This window comes from Arthrobacter rhizophilus (assembly GCF_026241105.1).
Taxonomy (GTDB): domain Bacteria; phylum Actinomycetota; class Actinomycetes; order Actinomycetales; family Micrococcaceae; genus Arthrobacter.
Genome location: NZ_JAPFFT010000043.1, coordinates 1 through 23945, shown reverse-complemented (window position 1 = coordinate 23945; position 23945 = coordinate 1). Strand labels below are relative to the sequence as shown.

The following is a 23945-nucleotide window of genomic DNA, read 5'->3' as shown; positions in this document are numbered from 1 at the left end:
ACCCCAGCCAACCGGCTCAACCAGCTGCTGCAGGCAGCCTAAACCCGAGCGTTGCTCTGACCAGTTGACTTTGCCGCCTCAAAACGACAACAACTGCGAGTCAGTTGGGCTGCTTCAGCCAGACGAAGTGCCACGTCCCTGCCCATTGGGCAGCGAGCACAGCCGCGGCTGCGATGAACATCCCACCCACCAGGACCCAGGCGTCCAACCGGCTGTAGGTGGATTCGCGCGCCCAGGTCCGCCGCCCACCACCGAAGCCACGTGCTTCCATGGTCACGGCCAAGCGGGATGCCCGGCGTATCGCTTGGACCAGCAGGCCGAAGCTCTGGCCGAGCATGGCCTTGAACCGTTGTAGCGGGCTCCCATGCGAGCCGACACCCCGCGCGCGCCGTGCCATGCCGATGGTCTGCCACTCCTCCGCCATGAGCCCGACGAGCCGCAGCGCGGCCAAGGTACCCAGGACAAAGCGGTGTGGCAGCTTGGCCTTCTGAGCCAGCGCATCGGCAAGGTCGGTGGGGTCGGTGCAACTCATCAGGAGAATGGCCGGCAGCGCGATCGCCAAGCCTCGCAGCATGAACCCAAGTCCCAGCTGCAGCGAGCCCTCGCTGATGGACCAGATCCCGACGTCGAGCAGTATCCTCCCGCTGTCAGCCGACAGGATCGCGGTGCTCCAGCCGCCCAGCGCCGCCGCGATGATCAGGGGCCAGCCGCGCTGCCACAGCAAGCGCACGGTCAGCCCCGCGAGGGGGAACAACGCCAATTCACCGAGGAGCGCTGTCGAGGCGGACACCATGTCAATGGACAACGCCAGCACCAAGGTGATCAGGAAGACCGACACGAACTTGGCCAGCGGATTTGCCCGCGTCAGAAGCGCGTTGTTGCCGCGCAGGCTCAACGCTTCCCTCATGCCGCACCCGCTTCCTGCCGGGCGCTGCCTTGGAACGCAGGAGCGAGCCGCATCTCGGTGCCGCCCAGGACAGAGCTGAATTCCTGGTCGTGGGTGACAGAAACAACGGACGTGCCGGCGTCGAGCAGTTCAGACAGGAAGGACGCAAGCTCGGCCCACGTGTTGGCGTCCTGGCCAAAGGTGGGTTCGTCCAGAACCAGGACCCGCGGATGCGCGGCAAGCACCGTGGCCACGGACAGGCGGCGCTTTTCCCCACCGGAGAGCGTGTACGGATTGGCGTCCACCAAATGCCTCAGGCGCAGCCGCTCCAGCAACTCGTCCACGCGCTCCTCGCCGTGGCCAAGGTGCTTGGGTCCAAACATCAACTCGTCGAGCACCCGGCCGGTGACGAACTGGTGTTCTGGTTCCTGGAACACGGTCCCGATCCGCGAGATCAGTTGCTGGGCCTTCCACTTGAAAGGATCGGCGCCAGCGCCGTCGCTGAGCCCGACGGCGGCAGTCACCGTGCCGGACACGGGGGCCAACAGACCAGCGAGGGTCAAAGCGAAGGTCGATTTCCCGGCGCCGTTGGGGCCGGTGATGGTCAGCGCCTGGCCGGCGAGCACTTGGGCGTCGAGTCCGGTCTGCACAGGATGAGGCGGGATGGTTGCGAACCCGCGGCGGCGTGCCCGTTCACGGGACACCGCAAGCTCCCGGGTGGCGAGCAGCAACTCTCCACCGCCCGTCGCCCCGGAGCCGGCTGCTGTTCCGGAACGCGGCCGGGTGGCCGGCACATAACCGGGCACCCAGACGCCCGCTGCAGTGAGCATGTCCCTTGCTTGCGCCAGAACCGTGTCCGGATCGCCGTCCAGGAGCACCGCCGGCGTCGAGCTTCCCTCGGAGGAGCTGCCCGGCTGGAGCACCACGATCCGGTCCACGAGGTCTTTCCACACGGAGACCCGGTGCTCCACCACCACCAAGGTGGCCCCAGTCTTGTCCAGGCAACGGCCCACGGCGTCGCGGACCTCGAGCACGCCGGCGGGATCCAGGTTGGCGGTCGGCTCGTCGAGGAGGATCAAGCCCGGTCGCATCGCGAGGATGCCGGCCAGCGCGAGGCGCTGTTTCTGCCCACCGGAGAGGGCCGACGTCGGATGGTCCAGCGCAAAGCCGCCGCTGGCACTATTCCTCAGCCCGACGTCGTCGAGCGCTTCATGGACCCGCTTCCAGATCTCTTCCCGCGGCACGCAGAGATTCTCGGCACCGAAGGCGACGTCGTCGCCCAGGCGTGAAAGCACCACCTGGGTTTCGGGGTCCTGTTGCATGAGTCCGGCACGTCCCCGCTGGGCCCTCGGCGAAAGGCCGTCCACCAGTAACGACCCGGTCTCGTCGGCGTCGTCACCTTCCTCGCCCAACACACCCGCCAGGGCATGCAGGAGCGTCGACTTGCCCGCGCCCGAGGGGCCAAGCAGGAGCACCCGCTCGCCCGGACGGATGTCCAGGTCCAAGGCGTGGATGGCCTGCGTGGTGCGGCCCGCGTGCCGCCAGCCCCAACCTTGCGCGGAAATGGCGGCGGGTCGCACCACAGCAGGGGTGCCGGAATCAGGACTGGGCATCAGGAAAAGACGGGCTCCGAGGCGGCCTTGCGGGACGCGAACGCACTCAGCACACCGGTCTTGGCCAGGCCGCGGGTGGCGACCCAGGCCAGCGCACCGGCAATAACGGCACCGGAGACCGTGCAGAACGCGATATACGCCAGCTTAGCGACGGCTTCGTACTCGATGTTCCAGCCCCACGGCAGGAAGGAATCGTTCAACCCGCAGAACAGGCCCGCACCGGCTCCGGCCAACAGGGATACCGGCAGGTTGAACTTCTTGTACATGAATGCCAAGAAGATGAGTTCTGCACCGAGTCCCTGGAGCAGTCCCGAGATCAGGACCGTGGTGCCGTACTGGTTACCCATGATGAGCTCGCTGGTGGCTGCCACTATTTCGCAGAAAATTGCCGCACCCGGCTTGCGGACAATGAGCATGCCCAGCACTGCCGGAATCATCCAACCGCCGGCAATCAGGCCGCCCAGCGGAGGGTAGCCGGCGGTCGCGGGCGTGACAACGAGAGCCATCTGGTCCCAAGCCCAGAAGATCACGCCGCCGGCGATGGAGATCAGTGCCGCCACGACGATGTCCACGACGCGCCAGTTGTAGCCGGGCTTGGTGAGGCCCGGCCTTGCAGAAATACCAGTCATTTTGTCCTCCTGAGGAACAGGAGGGGAAAGTGTTTCCGGTTTGCCTGCGAGCGGCTTCCGCCGCGCCGGTCCGGACACTATGAGAACTCGACTCCCTTGCGCCGGTACTAGCCGGATCAGGTTCGAGGGTCTGCGGCTGTCCGCACTCTCAGCGCCCGTCCTCCGTGCCGCATTGCTGCGAGCCCGACGGCGGCGCTCCCCTGTCGTTATCAATCCACCCTTTTGGGCGTGGTTCAGTTTACACCTTGGCGGGGTTGCCAAGGGGAAAGCGACGGATTCTGCTGGATCACTCGCTGGGTGGGCGCAGGCCGGCCCGAAATGGCGCGGGCGGGCACCGAAACTGGGAGAATGATCCAGCAGAGTCCGACGCAGCAAGCAGGGCAAAGGAGCGGTCTTGACAGGCATAGGCGAAGCGAACAGCACCATGGTGGCCGAACCGAGGCTCGCCGCAAGCGTGATCCTGCTCCGCGATGCGCCCATTCCCGCGAGCTCTGGAGGTTCGGCCGCTCCTGAAGCTGCCGACGATGCGTCGATTTCCAAAGGTGCCGTGAGCGATCTGGAAGTGTTCGTCCAGCACCGGGTGTCCACGATGGATTTCGCCGCGGGCATGGTCGTCTTCCCCGGGGGCCGGGTGGATCATGCGGACAGCACCGGCTGGAACTTCACGGACGACGTCGTGGAGCAGCATGCCGCCGCATGGCACTGGAGCAGCATCGCCGTCGAGCGCGCATCGGCTCGGCACAACGCCGGCCGGGTGCTGGCGGCCGCGCAACGCGAGGTGTTCGAGGAGGCCGGGCTGAAGCTCGACGCGGCGGCCCTCCGCCCGTGGGCCAACTGGGTCACTCCCGAAGACCAGCCCAAGCGCTTCGACACGTACTTCTACGTTGCCTGCCCGTCAGTTGGGGCCGAGCCGCAGCACCAGACGACGGAGGCGTCGTCATCACTGTGGATGCCAGTCCGCGGAATCCTTGATGCCGAAGCCGCGGGAACGCTCAAGCTCATGCCGCCCACTTTGGTCCTGCTGGATGAACTGCTCGCTCTCGGCACGGTGGAGGCCGTGTTGGCCGAAGAGCGTGACATCGTTCCCGTTCGGCCACAGCCTGGAGCCCTGCAGGAGTTCTTCCGGCTCAGGCGCCAACCCCCATCCGTTGCGCCGTGACTGTCCTGAAGTGGGGTTAGGCTGGGGATGGTCCTGTTTCCTCCCACAAGGAGTCCCGGAATGAACCTGTTCTTCAAATTGCTCGGCACCGGTGTGAGCATCGGCGCAGGAATCGTTGGCAGCAAGCTCGTCAACGCGTTGTGGGAAAAGGCCACTGGCAACAAGCCGCCCAAAGGCCACGACGACATGGAAACCAGCCTGCGCTCAGCGCTGACCTTCGCCCTGATTTCGGCCGCTGTCAGCACCATCATCCAGGTTGTAGCGGGCCGCAGTACCCAGCGCGCCATCTCACGCTTCTCGAAGACGCCGGACATCGTCTAGGACGAGGCGCCGCCATTCCCCTTGGGCCTGCTATCCCCTGTGATGCCGCCCGGGTGCCCACCGTTCCGGCTGTGGGGCGCGTCCGGTCCTGCTTCTTGAGCTTTCTCGGCTGCCCTCTCACCAGCAGCGCGCAAAACCACGGCCTCGAGTTCGTCTGCGCTGAGCAGTTCGGGGTGGAGATGCTTGGTCCTGTAGCCTGCACGGCCCACCATGTGTGCGGACACCGGCACTGTCAGCAGTTGGAAAATCCAGGCGACCAGCAGGACCGGCCATACCCACCATTCGCGCAACTGCAGCCCGATGGCCGCCAAGACCAGGAACAGCCCCAATACTTGCGGCTTGGTGGCTGCGTGCATGCGGCTCATGAGGTCCGGGAAGCGCAAAAGGCCGATTGCTGCGCCCAATGACATCAGCGCACCAACAATCAGCAGCACCGCGGTCACTGCATCGATCACGGCATCCACTCCCGTGGCGTTAGGAGTCATTGACCTGTCCCCTCCGGTCGGCCACGAAGCGGGCCACGGTCACCGAACCGACAAACCCGATCAACGTCAGCGCCACGAGCAGAACGAGGTTATTTAGGTGCCGGTTAACGGCCATGTCGATCGCCAGCGCCGCGCCCAGGATGGCCAGGAGAACATCTGAGGCGAGCACGCGGTCCAACAGGGACGGCCCGACGGCGATCCTGTAGATCGCGCCGGCCGCCGCGAGGCTGAGAATCACCGCCGTGACGATTAGCACGATGTCTTTCATGAACTGACTCCCCTCGTTGCAGGCCAGCCTTCGGCCTGGAGTGCGTCCATTTCCGCCCGTGTGCCCATGATCCGTATCAAAGAGGCCTCGGTGTCCTGGACTTCCCGGCGCAGCTTGGCTGTGTCTGAATCGTTGCGGACATTGAGCCCGTGGATGTAAAGAGTGGATGTAGAGCGGTCCACCTCAACCACCAGCGAACCCGGGATCAGCGAAATCACATGTCCAGTGGCCGTGACCATGAGGTCGGAATGGCTACGTAACGGAACAGCGACGACGGCGTTGGTCACCGAGGGCCCGCGAAAGATCGCCAAGTACATGACCTGGAAGCTCGCGGCCACCACTTTGCCAAGGAACACCACGACGAAAGGAATGGCACGCAGCACGTTGAAGCGTCCGCTGAGCTCCACGGGAGGCAAGTAGAAGATCCTGGCCACTATCACCGCAATCAAGGCGCCGAAGACGAGGTTTCCCGGGCTGAAGTCCCGCCAGAGAGCACCCCAGACGACTACCAGCCAGACCAGGAGGGGCAACTCGGTGCGGAATGAAATCCGTCTGCGGCTCACTTGCCACCTCCCTGGGCAGACGCGGGCGTGCCCGGTGAAGCCCCGCCGGCTGGCGAGCCCGCGGGTGTGTCACCGTGTGGCGCGGCAATTCCTGGAATCGGGGCGTGCTCGCCAAGCACGGAGCGGATATATGCCGTGCGGTCAAGCATCTGTTCCGCGGAGTTGCCGGCCAATTGGAACAACGGACCTGCAAAGACGGTCAACGCCACACCAAAGACCACCAGCGCGGCGGTTGGCCCCACCATGGTCCGCGGAAGCAGTCCGACGCCGGCGGTGTCCTTCAGCACGGGGTCCGGGTACTCCGCATCCTCGGGTTTCCGCCAGAATGCGCGGTTCCAGACGCGGGCAACGGCCAGCAAGGTCAAGAGGCTGGTGACCACCCCGCCCACCACCAAGGTAATGGCCAAAGGCGTGCCCAGGGCAATGCCGGCCTGCATGAGCCCGAGTTTCCCCAGGAACCCCGAGAACGGCGGGATTCCTGCGAGGTTCATGGCGGGGATGAAGAACAAGAGCGCGAGGAGCGGGGACAGTTTGGCCAGCCCACCGAGTCTGTCCATGGACGAGCTCCCTCCGCGGCGCTCGATCAGGCCCGTCACCAGGAACAGGCTCGTTTGGACGGTGATGTGGTGGGCCACGTAGAAGACGGCAGCAGCAAGCCCCGCAATCGAGGACATGGCCAGGCCGAACACCATGTAACCGATATGGCTGACCAAGGTGAAGGAGAGCAAACGTTTTATGTCGCTCTGGGCTATGGCGCCGAGGATACCCACCAGCATGGTCAGTAGCGCCACCACCATCAACGGGGTGTTCAACGTGTCCCCCGGAAACAGAAGCGTCTCCGTACGGACCATCGCGTAAACGCCTACTTTGGTGAGCAAGCCGGCGAACACGGCGGTGACCGGTGCGGGGGCTGTCGGATACGAGTCAGGGAGCCAGAAGGACAGCGGGAACACCGCGGCCTTGATGCCGAACGCCACCAGCAGCATGACGTGGAGCAAGTTCCTGGTACCCGGGTCCAATTCGGCAAGCTTGATGGCGAGGTCCGCCATGGTGATGGTTCCGGTAGCGCCGTAAATCATCGCAATGGCGATCAGGAACAACACCGAGGACACTACGGACACGACCACATAGGTGACCCCTGCGCGGATACGCGGACCGGTCCCGCCCAGTGTCATAAGCACATAGCTCGCCGTGAGCAGGATTTCGAAACCGACGTACAGGTTGAAGAGGTCACCCGTGAGGAAGGCGTTGGAAACACCGGCCACCAGGATCAGGTAGGTCGGGTGGAAGATCGACACCGGTGCTTCGCGGTCGCCGTCGGCCATGCCTTGACCCGTGGCGTAGATCAGCACGGCGAGGCTGATGACGGAGGAAACCACCAGCATGAAGGAAGAGAATTGGTCCACCACCATCACCACACCCCAGGGCGGTTGCCAGCCGCCCAGCGTGACAGATGCCGTGCCGGTGGTCCAGACCGAGGCAAGGAGCAAGCATTCCAGGAGCAGGGTAAGGGACAACATGCCGATGCTGACCACGCGCTGCGCCAGCGGGTTCCTGTTCAGGGCGAATGTCAGTGCGGCACCGAGGATGGGGAGGACGACGGCGAGCGGCGCCAGGCTGGCGATGTTCACTCGGGGCCTCCTTCCTTGGCTGCTTCGGTGACTGCGGTATCTGGGAACTCCGACGTTTCCTCGGGGACCACGGAATCGTCCTCGGCGTCAAAGCTGGGCGTCTTGGCCACGCGGCGGTCTTCAGCGTCATCCTGGATATCGTCCTGGCGTGCCAGGGCCCAAGTCCGGTAGATGATGCCAAGCATGAAGGCCGTCACCGCGAAGGAAATCACGATCGATGTCAAGATCAGGGCTTGTGGCAAAGGATCGTTGTAGTCGCGCGGATCGGTCGATTTGTTGAAGAGTGGAGCAAGTCCGGCATAGCCACCGGTGGACAGGATCAGCAGGTTGGTGGCGTTGGCCAGAAGCATGAGCCCCAGCAGCACTCGGGTCAGGCTGCGTTCCAGGATCAGATAGATTCCGCAGGCATACAGCAAGCCCATGACGATCAACAAGGTCAGGTTGACGCTCATGGTGTCCCCTTCCCGGACGCCGTGGATGCCGTTGATGCCGCGGACGCAGCAGCCCCGGTGGCCGTGGAAGTGGAAGCTTCGGCCCCGGCTTCCCCGGATCCACCTGCATCTCCGCTGGCGGTCTCTTCGAAGTGTTCGTCGATCTCGGCTCCCAAGCTGCGCAACACGTCCAATGCAAGGCCCACCACCACGAGGTAAACGCCGATGTCGAAGATCGTGGAGGTCACGAATTTGATGTCACCGAACAGCGGCAGCCAGAACCCGATGATGGCGCTTTGGAACACTTGGCCGCCCAGAAGCAACGGCACGAAGCCCGCCGCGGCCGCCGTCGCAAGGCCCGTTCCCAGCAGCATGCCGGCGCTGATCGGTGCGGCTTCCCGCAACTCGAAGCGTCCGCCGGCCAAATAGCGGATGGTCAGGGCGAGCCCAGCCGTGAGTCCGCCTGCGAAACCGCCACCCGGAAGGTTGTGTCCCGCCAGTAGCAGATACACGGAGAAGACGATCAGCGAGTGGAAAATCAGCCGAGTAACCACCTCGAAAATGATGGAACGCCGTTCGGGTGCCAAGGTCCGGCCAGCCACAAGCCAGGGGTCCGTCAGGGAGCCGGCGAACTTGCGCACGAGTGCCAGCGAAGCGTCCTCGCGCGAGCTGCCCCCGACGGCGGCGCGCCTTCCCACCGTGCCTTCGGGCACTGTGGCCGCCTTGTTGAGGCGCTCACCCCGGCTGCGCACAAAGATCAAGCTCGCGACGCCGGTAGCCGCAACCGCGAGCACCGAAATCTCACCGAAGGTATCCCACGCCCGGATGTCCACGAGCGTCACGTTGACGACGTTGAGGCCGCCGCCGCCTTCATAGGCAAGCCGGGGGAAGGAGAGCGACACAGGCTCCGCGATCCGGGCTCCCATGGCGTATATCGCCACGAAGATCATGGTGACGCCGAACGCCACACCGATAATGACGCGCACCACCCGGTACTTGCCGCCGGTACGGTCCCGGAGCTCCGGGGGGAGGCTGCGCATCGCCAGGACGAAAGCCACCAGGATGATGGTCTCCACGAGCATCTGGGTCAGGGCGAGGTCCGGGGCTCCCTGCAACGCGAACATCAGGGCGATGCCGTAGCCCGTGACGGAGACCATCAGCACGGCGAGGAAGCGCTTGTTGGCACGAACAGCGGCCAGCGCGCCAACAACGATTCCCGCCGCGGCGATGAGCTGGAGCGGCGAGTTCGGGTCGATCAGGTAGAGACCACCCGGAAGTGGTTTGTTGGCCATAATGAGGGCCGTCAGCGGGACGGCGAAAGCCACCGTGAGGATGACTGCCAGGTAGAAGTACAGGGAACCGCGCTGCGTGCGCCCCGTCACCCACACTGCGACGTCGTCCAGGGCGCCGATAGTGCGCTGGTAGGCGCGATCGCCGTCCACCCAGTCCGGGATACGGCTCTGCGCCCGGGACACAAGGTTCCGGCCGTAGAACATCGCAACGCCGGCCGCGAACGTTACGGCGGTCAGGCCCAACGCGGGCGTCAACCCGTGCCACAGCGCGAGGTGACCGGCAACGGCACTGTCTGCTCCGGCGTCGTGCCCTGCAAAAAGGGCCGCATACGGCTGGATCCACCCGTCAACGGGATCCGGCCACAGGCCGTACACGATGGTGAGGACGCTCAGGATGGCGGGCGCCGCCAGGAACGATGGCTGGACGGCTTTGAACGGCGTCCTGTCCACGCCGCCCGGCTTGGTGGCGAACGCACCCCACATGAAGCGGGCGCTGTAGGCGAAGGTGAGGATGGATCCCAGGACCAAGCCCACCAGGAGGATTAGTCCCCAAGGTTGGGAGGCAGCGCCGGCGCCGTAGTGGACGAACGCCTCGAACACGGATTCCTTGGCCACGAAGCCCGCCAGCGGGGGTATTCCGGCCATGGACGCGGCGGCGATCCCAGCCACGATGGCGAGGGCCCGCGAGGACTTGTACACCCCGGAGAGTTTGCGGATATCGCGTGTGCCGGATTGGTGGTCGATGATGCCCACCACCAGGAACAACGAAGCCTTGAAGAGTCCGTGTGCCAGCAGGAGCGCGAGTCCGGCGAGCGCGGCGTCTGGCCGGCCGAGGCCCACCACCATGGTCAGGAACCCGAGTTGGCTGACTGTGCCGTAGGCGAGGATGAGCTTGATATCGGTCTGACGGAGCGCCCGATACCCGCCCACCAGCATCGTCGCCAGGCCGAGTCCGAGCACCAGCGGCAACCAGTAGGGGCTTTCGCTGAACCCCGGCGCCATCCGCGCCACGATATAGATGCCGGCCTTCACCATGGCGGCTGCGTGCAGGTAGGCGCTCACCGGGGTGGGGGCGGCCATGGCACCCGGGAGCCAAAAGTGGAACGGGACAAGCGCCGATTTGGTGATCGCACCGACCAGGATGAGTACGACGGCGGCAGCGACAGCACTTTGCGCCGGTCCCGTGACGAAGGTGGCTGCTTGAGCCATGACCGCCGAAATCCGGTACGTTCCGGCCACCTGGCCCAGAATGATCAGGCCGACGAGCATGGCGAGGCCACCGGCGGTGGTGACCATGAGGGCCTGCAACGCCGAGCGCCGGGCGGCGAGGCGGGTGCGCGCGTAGCCGATCAGCAGATAGGACAGGACTGTGGTGAGTTCCCAGAAGATGAACATCATCAGGAGGTCGTCGGCCGTCACCAGGCCGAACATCGCGCCGGCAAAGGCAAGTAGTTGGGCCCCGAATCCGCCCAGATCGGAATCCTTGTTCTTGAAATAACGGGCGCAATAGACCAAGACGAGCGCGCCGACACCCAGGACCAGCAAGGACATCACCCAGGCCAAGGGGTCCAGGCGGAAGGCAAACTCAAGCTTGAGGTTTGGAATCCAGGGGAGGGTCTCTTCGACGAAGCCACCTGTAGTGCCTGCGCCTGAGCCAGTAAGGTTCTGGCCGGGATAGATCTGGCCATACTGCAAAAGCAGCCAGACGAAAGCCCCTCCGGGAACCGCTGCGAGGACGTAGAAAGCATTCCGCTGGAGTTTCCGGAAGATCCAAGGCGCCACAGTTGCCGCTGCAAAGGTCACGGCAAGAACTGTGATCACTGGTATCTCCGCAAAGTCAGGAATGAATTGTCAAAAGTTGGAGCAGGCGGTCAATCGTTGGGTTCGGTGCAGGTAGTTTATCAACCGGATGTGACAAGCAATGTCCGCTTCCACGGTGTATGGGGGTGCGGTTCGATGCCGGCCAGCAACACGTCCCAAAACTGTCGCTTCAGGCGGCTACCATTCAGTCCATGAACATGGCAACCGCACCTGAGGCCCCGCACCCGGCATCCGAGCTTGCTTCCGGTCCAGCCCTGTCCAACAAGGGCCAGATTCTTGCGTGGGCCTCCTGGGACTGGGGTTCCGCAGCATTCAACGCCGTCATGACCACCTTCGTGTTCACGGTCTACCTGACGTCCAAAGCCTTCGGCGGAGGAGATTCCGCATCTGCGGTACTGGGGGCTGCGTTGGCGATTGCCGGCGTCGCGATTGCGCTCTTGGCTCCCATCACAGGCCAACGATCCGATTCCGGTGGCCGCCGCAAGCTGTGGCTTGGGGTCAACACGGCGATTGTCGCAGTCCTCACCGGCATGTGTTTCTTCGTCTTTCCCAAGCCCGAGTTCCTGCTTCTGGGCGTATCACTTATTGCGCTTGGCCATGTGTTCTTCGAGTTCGCTGGCGTCAACTACAACGCCATGCTGGCGCAGATCTCCACCCCTGCCAATATCGGCAAAGTGAGTGGCTTCGGTTGGGGAATGGGGTACCTGGGCGGGATCGTAGCGCTGCTCGTGGTGCTGCAGCTTTTCGTCCAGCCGTCGTTTGAGTGGTTCGGAGCTTCCACTCAGGACAGCCTGAATATCAGGCTCGTGGCTGTTTTCTCCGCGCTTTGGTTCTTCATCTTCGCGCTACCCGTCCTCTTTGCGGTGCCGGAGCTTTCCGTCAAGAAACCGGAGTCCCGGCTCGGGCTCCTGGCCTCGTACGGCTTGTTGGCCCGCCGGATCACGGCCATCTATCGAACCAGCCCGCACACTATCTATTTCCTCCTCGCGAGTGCCATCTTCCGCGACGGCCTTGCGGCGGTCTTCACCTTTGGTGGAGTCATTGCTGCCGGGACCTTTGGATTCGAGCTCAAGCAAGTCATTTTCTTCGCCATTTTCGGAAATGTGGTGGCCGCCGTCGGTGCCATGATCGGCGGGTTCCTGGACGACAGAATCGGCCCCAAGGCTGTCATCGTCATTTCCCTGCTAGGACTCTTGGTCGCCGGCACAGCGATCCTGGTGCTCGGCAATGGCGACTACGTGTTCTTCGGAGCCAACTGGGCAGGCAGCTCCACTTTCTGGGTGTTCGGCCTGTTCCTCTGCCTCTTCGTCGGACCGGCGCAGGCGTCCTCCCGCGCCTACCTCGCGAGGCTTGCGCCGGACGGCGAATCCGGCGAATTGTTCGGACTCTACGCCACTACAGGCCGGGCAGTGAGCTTCCTGGCACCGGCGCTCTTTTCCTTGTGCATCGCGCTGGCAACACCCCTGGTGGCCCCGGGCGGAGCCCAACGCTGGGGCATTCTGGGCATCATGGTGGTGCTCCTGGCCGGCCTGTTGGTGATCCTGCCCGTCAAATCACCGAGCAAGACGGAAATCGCCACAGTCCCGCTCCGCTGAGGGCCGCTGTGCTGAGCGCCGTTGCGCTGAGGGCCGCTGCGCAGAAGACAGTCGTGCAGAAGACGGTTGCGCTGAGGACCAGGACCGCTGCGCTCCAGTGAAGGCCGCCCCCCGGACGGCCGACCCCGCGCGGGACGGCAAAAATATGACGAGGAAAACCCTTGATCTTTGATTGTTAGTAGAGTTTACTAACTCTCATGGAAGCCCTTCGTGACCGCCCCCGGACCGACCGTCACCGTACCGATCGAACAGGCGCCGCGACACTGCCCTCCGACGGGCGTGCCCACAACCTCTCCTTGGTGCGCCAGACGCTGCACTCGGCAGGTCCGATGAGCCGCGCGGAACTTTCCAGGACGCTAGGCCTGACCCGCGTCACCGTATCAGACCTCGTCTCGGACCTACTCGAGCGCGGCCACGTGGTGGAACTGGGGCAATCGGATGAAGTACGCCCCGGCAAACCGGCCATCCTTGTAGACATCAACCGCCAAGGCCTCCAGGTGATCGGCATGGACCTGGCCGAAAATTCCGTGCTGCGCGCCGCCGTCCTGGACCTTGACGGCAACATCCTCGAACGCGTCGAGCGCACCATTGCTTCGGAAACCGGGCGGGACGTGGTCAACCAGGTCCTCGGACTCGCTTCTGAGGCCGTTGCGCGCGCAACCGCCACGTTGCTGGGCATCGGCGTCGGGACCCCCGGCATCGTCAACGCGGACGGCGTGGTCACCACCGCCCCCAACTTCGAATGGAAGGACGTTGCGCTGCGCGATCTCCTCCAGGAGAACACCGGCTTGCCCACCCTCGTCTCCAACGACGCCGATGCCGCAGTCCACGCGGACCACACCTTCGGCGGCGGCAGTGACGACATGGTCCTCGTGAAAATCGGCCGCGGCGTCGGTTCCGGACTCATCGTGGGCGGCCGGCGTGCCCGGGGTGCCCACTCCGCGGCAGGCGAAATCGGCCACGTTACCGTCGGCACCGACGGCGGAACCATGTGCAAGTGCGGGAAGACCGGCTGCCTCGAAACGTGGATGTCCGTTCCCAGCCTTGAACGGGCCCTGGCCGAAGCGGCAGCGAGCTCCGAACCGGAGTCCGCGGCCGACGTCGTACTCCGGGAAGCAGGCGAGCGCCTCGCCATCGCCCTCGCGCCCGTGGTGGGCGCGCTCGACTTGGCTGAAGTGGTCCTCAGCGGACCCCGGGAGCTCTTGGAGGGCCCCCTTCTCGACGCCGTCCAGCAAACCCTGCTGGAGCGGCTACTGCACCAGGACCCCTCACCGGTGTCCGTCCGTCTCGCGGCAGACGCGCAGGACATTGTCCTGCGCGGAGCCGCCGTGATGGTCCTCTGGAACCAGCTGGGTGTGGCCTGAGCGCCGCGCCTTCGCCGTTTCCAGCCCTGACTACCCACTAAGCATCCCTCCAAAGGAGCCGGACATGGACACGATTCAGTCCCCCGCTACCCAGTCCTTTGCCACCGGGCCCGCCCGCGCGCACCTTCGCCGATTGGCGGCAGGCACCCTCATGCCGGGATTCACCGGCATCGCCGTCCCCGTCTGGATCCTGGACGCGTACGACGCCGGGCTCGCGGCTGTGTGCCTCTACGGCACCAATGTGGCGTCCCCCGTGCAGTTGCGCGAGCTCTGCGCCGGGCTCCGCTCCCATTCCCCGAACACGCTCATCGCCGTCGATGAAGAGGGCGGCGACGTCACGCGTCTGCACTACCTCACGGGATCAACGCAGCCCGGCAACGCAGTGCTTGGGCGTTTGGACGACGTCGAACTGACCTCCGCCAGCGCCAGCGCCATCGGCTACGAACTCGCAGGACTGGGCATCAATCTCAACCTGGCCCCGGATGCCGACGTCAATTCCGCTCCGGACAATCCCGTGATCGGCGTTCGCAGCTTCGGGGCCGAACCGGACCTGGTGGCCCGGCACACCGCCGCCTGGATCCGTGGACTCGAAGACGCCGGCGTGGCATCCTGCGCCAAGCACTTCCCGGGCCACGGCGACACCACCACCGATTCGCACCTGGCGCTCCCGCGGGTCACGGCCAACGCCGCCACCCTGGATGCCCGCGAACTGGTCCCGTTCCGCGCGCTCGTCTCGGCCGGCGGTGCCACCGTCATGACCAGCCACATCCTGGTTGAGGCCTTGGACCCGGACCACCCCGCCACGTTCTCCTCGCGCATCCTGCAGGACCTGCTTCGCCGTGACATGGGATTCGAGGGCGTCATCATCACGGATGCCCTGGACATGGCCGGGGCATCGGCCGAGACGGGCGTTCCGGAAGCGGCCGTCCGTGCACTGGTAGCCGGGGCGGACCTGCTGTGCCTGGGCTCGGAAACAGGCCCGGCCCTCTTCGAACGGACGCTCAACGCGATCGCCGACGCCGTTGACGAGGGTCGCCTGCCCCTTGAGCGGCTGGCGGATGCCGCTGCCCGCACGGCGGCGCTGTCCTCGCGCTTCCCCGCTGCGGGCGCCGCGGAAATCCAAGAGGCCGCCATCAGGGGCCAGCTGGGGCTCCAAAGTGGCCGGCCGCAGCCTTCCGGCGTGATTGCTGATGCCAAGGAGCTCGACGGCGAGCGCATCGCCGAGGCCTTCGAGGTGTCCGAGGCAGCCGAAAAGTGGCTCGCGCGGCAGGAGCCCGTGGCCATCGTGCAGGTTGAAACCGGAGCCAATTTCGCCGTCGGTCACGTGCCCTGGGGTCCCGCCTCCACGACTCAAGCGGTGGTCGGCGAAGGCGAGGTGCCCGACGGCGCCCGGGTCGCCGTCGTCGGGCGCGGCTTGGATGCCGAGCACCCGCTCTGGACCGTTTTCGCCCGATTGAGGGCGGAAGGACACGCGGTGATCGCCGTCGAGTGCGGCTGGCCGCGTGGCGGGGCGGACATCGTTACTTATGGTGCGTCCCTCACAGTCTCCCAGGCCCTGACGTCCCTGCTGCTGGACGGCACTGTCAAAGCCTGACTGCCGCGCCCCGCACACCACCCATCGACAGAAAGTTGCCATGGAAGTCATTGTCACGCCCACCCCGGAATCGGCTGCATCGGCTGCCGCCCACGCCGTCCTCTCAGGTCTTCCCGCGGGCAAGAGAGCAGTGTTGGGCCTGGCCACGGGCTCGTCCCCGTTGGGCCTGTACGCAGAGCTCGCGGCAGCTGCGGGCGCTGGTCGCGTCGATTTCTCGGCCGCCAGTGGCTTCGCTTTGGACGAATACGTTGGACTCCCGGCGGGACATGTCCAGTCCTACCGGCAGGTGTTGATCCGTGAGGTCTGCGAGGTCATCGGGCTTCCCCTGGCGGGGCTGAACGTTCCTGACGGCACCGGTGCCACGCAGGGGGAGCTCGAGGCCGGAGCGGCGGCCTACGATGCCGCGATCCGCGCTGCCGGCGGCGTCGACGTCCAGATCCTGGGCATCGGCGCCAACGGCCACGTGGGCTTCAATGAACCCGGATCCTCGTTGTCGTCCCGCACCCGGCTGAAGCGGCTGACGTCCCGCACGCGGCGGGACAACGCCCGATTCTTCGACGACGACGCCGATGTCCCGACGCACTGCATCACCCAGGGGTTGGGGACCGTCCTGGATGCGCGCCGGCTGGTGCTCATCGCCACCGGCGCCGCGAAAGCGGCCGCGATCGCTGCCGCCGTCGAGGGCCCGCTTACGGCGTCGTGCCCCGGATCGATCCTGCAGTGGCATGCCGACGCCGTGGTGGTTCTCGATGAGGCGTCCGCCGCCGGGCTCGCCAACCGGGAATACTACGACGACGCCGCGCGCGGACTTGCGCTGACCCCCTAGTAAGGGGCGGATCGCTTTGTTCGGCGGCCGTGAGTGGCGTCATTCCACCGCTCGACCAAGAGGGCTAGGGTGGACTTATGAACGTGGATGAGACAGAACTTCCAGGCCTTGGAGTCCGCAAGGATTTCATCACGGCCTCGGGACGCCGGATCGGTGTTGTCGAGATGCGCGAAGGCGAAACCGAGCTTTTCGTCTCTACCTGGGACGATCCCGATACCTGCCAGGCGTCCATCCCGTTGACCGCCGACGAAGCAGCCGCCCTGGGCAACCTCCTGGGCGGGCAGCACATCGCCATGCGCCTCGCCGAGGCCCACAAGGAAATCCCCGGCATTGTCACCCGGCAGTTCTCCATCACCGCGGACTCCCCTTTTACCAACCAGCCCATGGGCAAAGCCCAGATCCGCACCCGCAGCGGTGTCTCGATCGTGGCGATCATGCGAGAAGGCGAAGTGGTTCCGTCGCCGGCACCCGACGTCGTTCTTCACACGGGTGATCTGCTGGTGGCTGTCGGTACGCAGGAAGGTCTTGACTCTGCGGCTGCCATTCTGCGCAACGGCTGACGTTCATGGACCCCCTGGCCCTGACCCTCATTGAGCTGGGTGCAGTCGTTTTCTGCCTCGGACTCTTGGCTCGATTGGCCGGCAGGATCGGCATGTCCCCCATTCCGCTCTATCTGGTGGGGGGACTGGCCTTCGGGGCGGGTGGGCTGATCAAGCTCGATGGCATGCACGAGTTCGCGCATCTTTCCGGCGAAATCGGTGTCATCCTGCTCCTGTTGATGCTCGGATTGGAATATACCGCGGCCGAGCTCGTCACGGGGTTGCGGCGGTCTTGGCAAGCGGGCGTGCTGGACCTGATACTGAATTTCCTTCCCGGTGCGGGTATCGCCGTGTTGCTCGGTTGGGGACTTGTGGGCGCGATCGTCATGGGCGGTGTCACCTATATTTCGTCGTCGGGCATTGCCGCGAAGGTAATTACGGATCTCGGCCGAATCGGTAACCGTGAAACTCCGGTGGTGCTGGCCATCCTGGTGTTCGAAGACCTCACCATGGCCATCTATCTCCCGATCCTCACGGCGATCCTCGCGGGTGTGGGCTTCCTGGGCGGACTCCAGACCGTGGGTATTGCATTGGCCGTGGTCACGCTAGTGCTGGTGGTGGCCCTCAAGCACGGCCACCGGGTATCCCAGGCCGTGCACAGCGAAAACTCTGAAGTCTTCCTGCTCAATCTCCTCGGGGCCGCCCTACTGGTTGCCGGTATCGCGTCCGCCCTCCAAGTCTCCGCGGCTGTGGGCGCGTTCATGCTGGGCATTGCGATTTCCGGGGCAACCGCCCACAACGCGACGCGAATTCTCGAGCCTCTACGGGATCTCTTTGCCGCTATCTTCTTCGTGGCCTTCGGACTCAACACGGACCCGTCCACCATCCCGCCGGTGCTCGGCTGGGCACTGCTCTTGGCCTTCGTGACCGCTGTTACCAAGTTGCTGACCGGATTCTGGGCCGCCAAACGGGCAGGCATTGCCGTACCTGGCCGGTTCCGCGCGGGCGCGGCCCTGATAGCCCGCGGCGAGTTCTCGATTGTCATTGCCGGGCTGGCCGTAACCTCGGGAGCAGTCCCGCGCGATCTCGCGGCACTAGCCACGGCGTATGTGCTGCTCATGGCCATCGTCGGACCGCTCGCAGCCCGTTTCGTGGAGCCTGTGGTCAAGGTTTTCCGCAAGTCTCCACGCAAGCCGAAAGCATCCGAACCCGTTGCCTCATTCGAGACGTGAGGTCTCGCCCTGTCTCCGACGCTCGCTCACTTTTGGGGTGTTTCCTTCGAACGCTCGCTCACATGATCTGAGCGAGCGTTCCCGTTATTGCCCACAAATCTGAGCGAGCGTCTTGGGGGATCTCCCGTCTCGGCGCGCGGAAGGGAAGTGCTAGACGGACGTCCTGTGGAAGTTCAGGTGGCTGCGGCTCGCGGTGGGGCCGCGCTGGCCTTGGTAGCGGCTGCCGGATTCACCGGAGCCATAGGGATGTTCAGCGGCCGAGGAGAGACGGAAGAAGCACAGCTGGCCGATTTTCATTCCCGGCCACAGCTTGATGGGAAGCGTGGCAACGTTGGACAACTCCAAGGTCACGTGGCCGGAGAACCCGGGGTCGATGAAGCCGGCGGTGGAGTGCGTCAGCAAACCGAGGCGTCCCAGCGAAGACTTGCCCTCCAGGCGCGCGGCAATGTCGTCCGGCAGGCTCACAGTCTCATACGTTGAACCGAGCACGAACTCGCCCGGGTGCAGAATGAAAGGCTCGTCGCCTTCGACCTCAACCAAGCGGGTCAGCTCAGGCTGCTCCTCGGAGGGGTCGATGTGCGCGTATTTGTGGTTGTCGAACAGCCGGAAGAAGCGGTCAATCCTGACATCCACTGAGGACGGCTGAACCATCTCGGGGTCGTAGGGCTCCAGGACAATGCGTCGGGAGTCGATTTCGGCACGTATGTCGCGGTCAGAGATCAGCACAGGATCAAAAATACCGCATGCGACATAGACGGCGGTGCGGGAGTGGCGGATGGGACTATAGTGCACCGCACAGACTGCCGTTACCGCTGTTGTGTTTGGGAAGGTGGCACGACGCGAATCCGGGGAAACATTGAGGCGAATTGCGGTGCACGCTACGCCTCCGTCGCCTGCCCCTCGATGACCGCCTTGAGCTGCTCCAGCTGAACTACTTCGTCTTCCATGGTCTTCTGGATCATGGTGTTCATGAGTTTCTGCAAGCCCTTGGGATGTAACTCCAGCGCGAACCGCAGGCGCGTGTTTGGGCCCTCAGTGCTGAGATAGTACCCACCGGTGGGGCGCGCAGGACCGGTGACGACGGCGAAACGCACTTCCGCGCCGGGCCGGGCCTCGGTGATCTGGAAGTCAGCCGCAATCGGCCGCCCGCCAGGGCCTGTCAAGGTCTGCTGATAGACGGCGCCTTTTTCGCCAGCGTGTCCTGAGCGGAGGGAAATGCTGCGGATTCCGCTGCGCCAGAGGGGATTGTTCAAGCCGTCCACAAGGAACCGGTAGACGGTCATTGCGTCGCGACAAATGAGTACTTCATGCTCTGCAAATGCCACGGAATCCTCTTTCGGCGTACGGCTCATAGGCATAGCCGGGTTCCCCATGACACAGCAGCTAACTGCTACAGAATAGTCAGGCGCGACTCAGGGCAACACACCCGCGTCGAGCCTTAACCGAATCTTTACGAGCTCCGCACCAAACTTGATGCGACCGTGATCGCGGCGGAAGAAAACGGGCCAGCAGCCGGTGAGTCTGTGTCTGGATCGCCGCGCTATCTGCGCTAAGCTGGGATCTGCTCCGGCTGCATTGCCGGGCATTGCGGGCGTAGCTCAATGGTAGAGCGCTAGCTTCCCAAGCTCGATACGCGGGTTCGATTCCCGTCGCCCGCTCCATTTTCCCTAGCAGGGCATCCTTGTCCGGCCCCTCGGCGGCCGTCCGGACACAAGGCGCCCAACCCTGAAGGGTGAAGGGTGTATCGTCAGGAGCTAGGAGCCATTTCGGCTCTGCTCTAGGGAGCAATCATGGCTGACAAATCACCTCGCCAAGCTGCATCGAAAAAATCCGGCAAATCCATCAAAGAAAAGCGTGCGGATAAAAGGGCTTCAGAGTCCTCCGCAACCACGGTGGCCAAGCCGGCAACCGGCAACAAAAAGTGAGCGGCCATATAGGCGCCATGACCCTCGGAATCCTTTCCTCATCGCGGAAGCCGGACGAGCGCCGGCTTCCAGTCCATCCCCTGCATCTGGAGCGCATCGCTCCGGAACTCAGGCAGCACATCCGGCTGGAGCGCGGCTACGGCGAGCGCTTCGGCTTTTCGGACAGCCAACTGGAGCCCTTGGTCGGCGGCATGGCAAGCCGTGAAGAATTGATCTCCGAGTCAGATGTGATCCTCCTGCCCAAGCCGCAGCCGGAAGACCTTGCCGATCTCCGTGACGGTCAGGTCCTTTGGGGCTGGCCGCACTGCGTCCAGGACCGGGCGATCACCCAGCTCGCCATCGATAAGAAGCTGACTTTGATCGCCTTTGAGGCGATGAACCACTGGGCCAGCGACGGCGGCTTTGGCCTCCACGTGTTCCACAAAAACAACGAGCTTGCAGGCTACTGTTCCGTCATCCACGCCCTTGCCCTGACTGGCTCCACCGGTGATTACGGGAGGCGCCTCAGCGCCGTCGTAATTGGTTTTGGAGCCACAGCGCGTGGCGCGGTCACCGCCCTGAACGCCCATGGCATCCACGACGTCCAGGTCCTGACAAACCGCGGTGTCGCAGCGGTCGGCTCCCCCATCCACTCGGTGCGGATCGTGCAGTTCGACCACGACCAGAACGCCCCGTTCTTGAGTGAGGTCATTACGGATCGTGGCCGCCTGCCGTTGGCGCCGTTCCTCGCAGCAAGCGACATCGTGGTCAATTGCACCCTGCAGGACCCGAACTCGCCGCTGACTTACCTGCGGACTGAGGACCTCGACGCGTTCCAGCCGGGAAGCTTGATTGTCGACGTCTCCTGCGACGAAGGCATGGGCTTCAGTTGGGCACGGACCACGACCTTCGCCGAACCCATGTTCACCGTGGGCGACCACATCAACTACTACGGGGTGGACCACAGCCCGTCCTACTTGTGGAACTCGTCCAGCTGGGAGATCAGCGAAGCGCTCCTGCCGTTCGTCGAGACCGTCATTTCGGGCCCAGAGGCCTGGGACGCCAACGAGACAATCTCCCGTGCCATCGAGATCCGGGACGGCATCATCCGCAACCCGGACGTGCTGCAGTTCCAAGGGCGCACGGCGGACTACCCGCATCTTGTGGCCTAAGCGGGCCTTGGTTCATACACGCCGGGAGCCGGGCGCCTGGCAGGCGCCCGGCTCAGCCGGGTTCGGCGCTACGCCGACTGCGGGACAATCCGCACCATCCGGCGTCGGTCCCGAACGTTCACTTTGAGCCGCAACTCAGACTTCCGCGCGAGCACGACGGCGACCGTCGCCGCTGCGAGCGCCGGCACCCCGCCGGACACCAAGAGCGCCGCGTGCGGGTTCAGGTGCTCGGCGAGCCAACCCATCATGGGTCCACCGATGGCTTGGCCACCGATGAGCACCATGATGTAGAGGCTCATGACGCGTCCGCGGATGCTCATGTTGGCGCTGACTTGGACCAGTTGGTTGGCGGCGGTCAGGAACATGAGGCACCAAAACCCGGAGAGAACCATGGCAGCGGCGAGCCACGCCATGGACGGCGCCAACGCGGCCAAGCACAGCATCAAGCCGTACATCCCGGCGGACAGGACCACTGAGCGCAGACGCAATTGGCGGCGGCGGGCCGAAGTGATTGCTCCGGCAAGCGCGCCAAGTGCAACCATGGCGTTAAGCAAGCCGTAACCGCCGGCGCCCGCATGGTAGATATGGTCCGCGAAGGCGGCGAGGAGCACAGGCAGGCTCATCGCGAAAACCGCTACAAATCCGGCCATGAGCCACGGCCAGTAGATGGTGGGCTTGCTCAGCGCGTAGCGCAGGCCTTCCTGCAGCATCCCCTTGCGTTTTGGCACAGGCGTGCTGACAAAGAGTTCGTTCTTGCGGAGCATGAGGAGCATGGTGACCGTCGAACAGCAGGCCACTGCGTTCGCGGCGAAGGCCCAGCCCGCGCCGACCGCGGTCAGCAGCACGCCAGCCAGGGCGGGACCAATCAGGCCGCCCAACTGGAACGTGGTGGAGTTGACGCTGATGGCGTTCCGCAGGTATTTCGGTCCCACGAGCTCGTTGACGAAGACCTGCCGCGCGGGCTGGTCCAGGACGGTCACGAGGCCCAGGACAAACGCAATCACGTAAACGTGCCACACCTCGATGCGGTGGCTCAGCGCCAATATGGCAAGGATGGCCGCGAGGCAGGCCGCGACGCTTTGGCACAGGATGAGAATGCGTCGCTTGGGAAAGCGGTCCGCCATCATGCCGCCCCAGGGGCCCAGGAACAGCGAAGGCGTGAACTGCAACGCCACGGTTATTCCGACGGCGGTGACGGAGCCGGAGAGCTGGAGCACCAGCCAGTCCTGGGCGATCCGCTGCATCCAGAGCGCAATCACGGCCACGAAGTGGCCAACGGCAAAGATCCTGAAGTTGGGTACTTTGAGGGAAATGAATGTGTGCCGCCAAGGTAGCCGTTCGCTCACGACGGCGATCGGCTGGGTGACTGTGTCCGAGTAGTCAGCAGCGCCTGAATTTCTGCTGCTTGCGACGAGTGAATCGATGGAGGATTGGCTGACATGTGCCGCTGACGGCGGTGGGGGTGCCAAAAGAAGTCCTTGGATAGACGTTTCGCTGGGATGCACTTAACGCTAGGGTGGGTGGCCACAATTATGGAAGCGAATTGGCAGTATAACTAGCATTGCGAAATGCAATACAGTACGGTGAGCAACGGTCCCCCCCACCTTTTCAAGGAGCCCTGTGTTCGAGCCAGTGCAGCTGCGGTCCTTCTTGGCCGTCGCCGAGACCCTGAGTTTCACCAAGGCCGCCGAGCGCCTAGGCCTGGCCCAGCCCACAGTGAGCCAGCACGTGAGAAAGCTGGAGACGGCGGCAAAGCGGGCGCTCGTGGCACGCGACACCAGGGATGTGCGGCTCACGGACAATGGCGACGCAATGGCAGGTTTTGCCCGGAACATCCTGGCGGCCCACGATTCCGCGGCGAGGTATTTCTCCGGTTCCGCCATGCGCGGCCGGCTGCGCTTCGGAACCGCCGACGATCTTGCCATTACGGGCCTGCCGCGAATCCTTCGCGAATTCCGGCAGCTGTATCCCCAGATCAACCTCGAACTCACGGTGAGCCAGAGTGACCAGCTCTACAAACGCGTCAACGCCGGCCAACTGGATCTGGTGTTCGTGAAGTGGGTGGGCGAGGCCAAGGACGGGACCGTGGTCCGGCACGACAACTTTGCCTGGGTCGGCGTCGAACAGACCTTGCTGGACCCCGCAAGCCCCGTGCCGCTGATCTGCTATCCGGCACCGAGCGTCAGCCGCAAACTGGCCATCGATGCCCTTGAGGCCATGGGCAGGACGTGGCGGGTCACCTGCTCCACCAAGCAGATCGCGGGCGTCCTGGCAGCGGTGCGCGCCGGCATCGGCGTCGCCGTCATGCCGTCGTCGCTGGTTCCCGAGGACCTCACCGTGATCACCCGGCGCTTCGGCCTCCCGCCCGTGGGCGAAGTCGACTTCACACTCATCCGCAACCCGCTCGCGAACGCAGAGGTGGTGGATGCACTCACGCAGGCCATCATCGGCAGGACGCTCAACAAGCAGGCTTAGTTCCCGCGGATCCGGGAACTCGACGGCGCCAAACTGGACTGGGCTGGACTAGATGTGGCTGCGCCGGACTAGACGATATGAAGTGAAGGCAGATCCTGCCCGTCCGGGCCGGGGCCATTATCGCCGGGGCGGTCCCGCAGCGCCG

General features: G+C 64.5%; 23 protein-coding genes, 1 tRNA gene and 1 riboswitch. Of the genes, 12 read left to right on the top strand and 12 right to left on the bottom strand.

Translation table 11 applies throughout. From position 1 onward, the window contains the following. Nucleotides 1-100: 100 nt before the first annotated feature. From OOZ51_RS20840 to OOZ51_RS20830, 3 genes are read right to left on the bottom strand one after another with little or no spacing between them, the layout of a single operon-like run. Nucleotides 101-907, bottom strand: a complete 807-nt coding sequence (locus tag OOZ51_RS20840) for an energy-coupling factor transporter transmembrane component T family protein (protein ID WP_265981794.1) — start codon at nucleotides 905-907, stop codon at nucleotides 101-103. Then, nucleotides 904-2499, bottom strand: coding sequence for an ABC transporter ATP-binding protein (locus OOZ51_RS20835; RefSeq protein WP_265981792.1), 1596 nt, complete (start codon nucleotides 2497-2499; stop codon nucleotides 904-906). Before OOZ51_RS20835 ends, OOZ51_RS20840 begins: the two co-directional genes overlap by 4 nt. Continuing rightward, nucleotides 2499-3128: an ECF transporter S component gene (locus OOZ51_RS20830; protein ID WP_265981791.1), complete on the bottom strand. Its 630-nt coding sequence runs from the start codon at nucleotides 3126-3128 to the stop codon at nucleotides 2499-2501. Before OOZ51_RS20830 ends, OOZ51_RS20835 begins: the two co-directional genes overlap by 1 nt. Nucleotides 3129-3203: 75 nt before the next feature. After that, nucleotides 3204-3340, bottom strand: a riboswitch (TPP riboswitch). 182 nt (nucleotides 3341-3522) lie between these two features. On the opposite strand from OOZ51_RS20830, the gene OOZ51_RS20825 reads away from it, so the two are divergent. Continuing rightward, the gene (locus OOZ51_RS20825; protein ID WP_265981790.1) at nucleotides 3523-4287 is read left to right on the top strand and encodes an NUDIX hydrolase; all 765 of its coding nucleotides are present in this window, start codon (nucleotides 3523-3525) and stop codon (nucleotides 4285-4287) included. 60 nt (nucleotides 4288-4347) lie between these two features. Continuing rightward, nucleotides 4348-4608, top strand: coding sequence for a DUF4235 domain-containing protein (locus OOZ51_RS20820; RefSeq protein WP_265981789.1), 261 nt, complete (start codon nucleotides 4348-4350; stop codon nucleotides 4606-4608). Here OOZ51_RS20820 and mnhG read toward each other — a convergent pair. Genes mnhG through OOZ51_RS20790 form a run of 6 tightly spaced genes read right to left on the bottom strand, consistent with a single transcriptional unit; the run spans nucleotide 4605 to nucleotide 11099 of the window. Continuing rightward, nucleotides 4605-5093, bottom strand: coding sequence for a monovalent cation/H(+) antiporter subunit G (gene mnhG, locus OOZ51_RS20815; protein ID WP_265981787.1), 489 nt, complete (start codon nucleotides 5091-5093; stop codon nucleotides 4605-4607). The two genes, OOZ51_RS20820 and mnhG, sit on opposite strands and share 4 nt — an antisense overlap. Next, nucleotides 5083-5361, bottom strand: coding sequence for an MrpF/PhaF family protein (locus OOZ51_RS20810; RefSeq protein WP_078107371.1), 279 nt, complete (start codon nucleotides 5359-5361; stop codon nucleotides 5083-5085). The genes mnhG and OOZ51_RS20810 overlap by 11 nt, the downstream gene beginning before the upstream one ends. Next, nucleotides 5358-5924: a Na+/H+ antiporter subunit E gene (locus OOZ51_RS20805; RefSeq protein ID WP_265981786.1), complete on the bottom strand. Its 567-nt coding sequence runs from the start codon at nucleotides 5922-5924 to the stop codon at nucleotides 5358-5360. The genes OOZ51_RS20810 and OOZ51_RS20805 overlap by 4 nt, the downstream gene beginning before the upstream one ends. Further along, a complete protein-coding gene (locus tag OOZ51_RS20800; RefSeq protein WP_265981785.1) occupies nucleotides 5921-7555 on the bottom strand; it encodes a Na+/H+ antiporter subunit D in 1635 nt (544 codons plus the stop codon). Before OOZ51_RS20800 ends, OOZ51_RS20805 begins: the two co-directional genes overlap by 4 nt. Further along, nucleotides 7552-8007 (bottom strand): Na(+)/H(+) antiporter subunit C, encoded by a 456-nt coding sequence (locus OOZ51_RS20795; protein ID WP_265981783.1) that lies wholly within the window; start codon nucleotides 8005-8007, stop codon nucleotides 7552-7554. Before OOZ51_RS20795 ends, OOZ51_RS20800 begins: the two co-directional genes overlap by 4 nt. Next, a complete protein-coding gene (locus OOZ51_RS20790; RefSeq protein WP_265981782.1) occupies nucleotides 8004-11099 on the bottom strand; it encodes a Na+/H+ antiporter subunit A in 3096 nt (1031 codons plus the stop codon). Before OOZ51_RS20790 ends, OOZ51_RS20795 begins: the two co-directional genes overlap by 4 nt. Nucleotides 11100-11290: 191 nt before the next feature. Here OOZ51_RS20790 and OOZ51_RS20785 point away from each other — a divergent pair, with 191 nt between their 5' ends. From OOZ51_RS20785 to OOZ51_RS20760, 6 genes are all read left to right on the top strand, one after another. Then, nucleotides 11291-12694 carry an MFS transporter gene (locus OOZ51_RS20785; RefSeq protein ID WP_265981780.1) on the top strand — a complete coding sequence of 468 codons (1404 nt, stop codon included), beginning with the start codon at nucleotides 11291-11293 and terminating at the stop codon, nucleotides 12692-12694. Between the two features lie 197 nt (nucleotides 12695-12891). Beyond that, nucleotides 12892-14058 (top strand): ROK family transcriptional regulator, encoded by a 1167-nt coding sequence (locus OOZ51_RS20780; protein ID WP_265981778.1) that lies wholly within the window; start codon nucleotides 12892-12894, stop codon nucleotides 14056-14058. 64 nt (nucleotides 14059-14122) lie between these two features. Beyond that, entirely contained in the window at nucleotides 14123-15652 is a 1530-nt protein-coding gene (locus OOZ51_RS20775; protein WP_265981777.1) for a glycoside hydrolase family 3 protein, read from the top strand. Nucleotides 15653-15692: 40 nt separating this feature from the next. Continuing rightward, entirely contained in the window at nucleotides 15693-16478 is a 786-nt protein-coding gene (locus tag OOZ51_RS20770) for a glucosamine-6-phosphate deaminase (protein WP_265981776.1), read from the top strand. A 77-nt stretch (nucleotides 16479-16555) separates the two neighbouring features. Further along, nucleotides 16556-17038, top strand: coding sequence for a cation:proton antiporter regulatory subunit (locus tag OOZ51_RS20765; protein WP_234750959.1), 483 nt, complete (start codon nucleotides 16556-16558; stop codon nucleotides 17036-17038). A 5-nt stretch (nucleotides 17039-17043) separates the two neighbouring features. Beyond that, nucleotides 17044-18249 carry a cation:proton antiporter gene (locus OOZ51_RS20760; RefSeq protein WP_265981773.1) on the top strand — a complete coding sequence of 402 codons (1206 nt, stop codon included), beginning with the start codon at nucleotides 17044-17046 and terminating at the stop codon, nucleotides 18247-18249. 150 nt (nucleotides 18250-18399) lie between these two features. Here OOZ51_RS20760 and dcd read toward each other — a convergent pair whose 3' ends face one another. Next, nucleotides 18400-18975 (bottom strand): dCTP deaminase, encoded by a 576-nt coding sequence (gene dcd, locus OOZ51_RS20755; RefSeq protein ID WP_265981795.1) that lies wholly within the window; start codon nucleotides 18973-18975, stop codon nucleotides 18400-18402. 152 nt (nucleotides 18976-19127) lie between these two features. Then, a complete protein-coding gene (locus OOZ51_RS20750) occupies nucleotides 19128-19574 on the bottom strand; it encodes an SRPBCC family protein (protein ID WP_265981771.1) in 447 nt (148 codons plus the stop codon). A gap of 262 nt (nucleotides 19575-19836) precedes the next feature. On the opposite strand from OOZ51_RS20750, the gene OOZ51_RS20745 reads away from it, so the two are divergent. The 3 genes from OOZ51_RS20745 to OOZ51_RS20735 all read left to right on the top strand — a co-directional run bounded on the left by OOZ51_RS20745 (nucleotide 19837) and on the right by OOZ51_RS20735 (nucleotide 21325). Then, a tRNA-Gly gene (locus tag OOZ51_RS20745) sits at nucleotides 19837-19910 on the top strand. A 129-nt stretch (nucleotides 19911-20039) separates the two neighbouring features. Beyond that, complete coding sequence (locus OOZ51_RS20740) at nucleotides 20040-20174, top strand: hypothetical protein (protein ID WP_264637052.1); 135 nt, start codon at nucleotides 20040-20042, stop codon at nucleotides 20172-20174. A gap of 17 nt (nucleotides 20175-20191) precedes the next feature. After that, entirely contained in the window at nucleotides 20192-21325 is a 1134-nt protein-coding gene (locus OOZ51_RS20735; protein ID WP_265981766.1) for a N(5)-(carboxyethyl)ornithine synthase, read from the top strand. A 68-nt stretch (nucleotides 21326-21393) separates the two neighbouring features. Here OOZ51_RS20735 and OOZ51_RS20730 read toward each other — a convergent pair whose 3' ends face one another. Further along, complete coding sequence (locus OOZ51_RS20730; RefSeq protein WP_265981765.1) at nucleotides 21394-22794, bottom strand: MFS transporter; 1401 nt, start codon at nucleotides 22792-22794, stop codon at nucleotides 21394-21396. A gap of 151 nt (nucleotides 22795-22945) precedes the next feature. Between OOZ51_RS20730 and OOZ51_RS20725 the strand changes: the two genes are divergently transcribed. Next, on the top strand, nucleotides 22946-23800 hold the full coding sequence (locus OOZ51_RS20725) for a LysR substrate-binding domain-containing protein (protein ID WP_265981764.1): 855 nt from the start codon (nucleotides 22946-22948) through the stop codon (nucleotides 23798-23800). The last annotated feature ends 145 nt before the right edge of the window (nucleotides 23801-23945 follow it).

Bases quoted from the DNA above. Each gene is read 5' to 3' on its own strand.
- OOZ51_RS20840 (WP_265981794.1), bottom strand. From the start codon at position 907: ATGAGGGAAGCGTTGAGCCTGCGCGGCAACAACGCGCTTCTGACGCGG.
- OOZ51_RS20835 (WP_265981792.1), bottom strand. From the start codon at position 2,499: ATGCCCAGTCCTGATTCCGGCACCCCTGCTGTGGTGCGACCCGCCGCC.
- OOZ51_RS20830 (WP_265981791.1), bottom strand. From the start codon at position 3,128: ATGACTGGTATTTCTGCAAGGCCGGGCCTCACCAAGCCCGGCTACAAC.
- OOZ51_RS20820 (WP_265981789.1), top strand. From the start codon at position 4,348: ATGAACCTGTTCTTCAAATTGCTCGGCACCGGTGTGAGCATCGGCGCA.
- mnhG (WP_265981787.1), bottom strand. From the start codon at position 5,093: ATGACTCCTAACGCCACGGGAGTGGATGCCGTGATCGATGCAGTGACC.
- OOZ51_RS20810 (WP_078107371.1), bottom strand. From the start codon at position 5,361: ATGAAAGACATCGTGCTAATCGTCACGGCGGTGATTCTCAGCCTCGCG.
- OOZ51_RS20795 (WP_265981783.1), bottom strand. From the start codon at position 8,007: ATGAGCGTCAACCTGACCTTGTTGATCGTCATGGGCTTGCTGTATGCC.
- OOZ51_RS20785 (WP_265981780.1), top strand. From the start codon at position 11,291: ATGAACATGGCAACCGCACCTGAGGCCCCGCACCCGGCATCCGAGCTT.
- OOZ51_RS20780 (WP_265981778.1), top strand. From the start codon at position 12,892: ATGGAAGCCCTTCGTGACCGCCCCCGGACCGACCGTCACCGTACCGAT.
- OOZ51_RS20775 (WP_265981777.1), top strand. From the start codon at position 14,123: ATGGACACGATTCAGTCCCCCGCTACCCAGTCCTTTGCCACCGGGCCC.
- OOZ51_RS20770 (WP_265981776.1), top strand. From the start codon at position 15,693: ATGGAAGTCATTGTCACGCCCACCCCGGAATCGGCTGCATCGGCTGCC.
- OOZ51_RS20765 (WP_234750959.1), top strand. From the start codon at position 16,556: ATGAACGTGGATGAGACAGAACTTCCAGGCCTTGGAGTCCGCAAGGAT.
- OOZ51_RS20760 (WP_265981773.1), top strand. From the start codon at position 17,044: ATGGACCCCCTGGCCCTGACCCTCATTGAGCTGGGTGCAGTCGTTTTC.
- OOZ51_RS20740 (WP_264637052.1), top strand. From the start codon at position 20,040: ATGGCTGACAAATCACCTCGCCAAGCTGCATCGAAAAAATCCGGCAAA.
- OOZ51_RS20735 (WP_265981766.1), top strand. From the start codon at position 20,192: ATGACCCTCGGAATCCTTTCCTCATCGCGGAAGCCGGACGAGCGCCGG.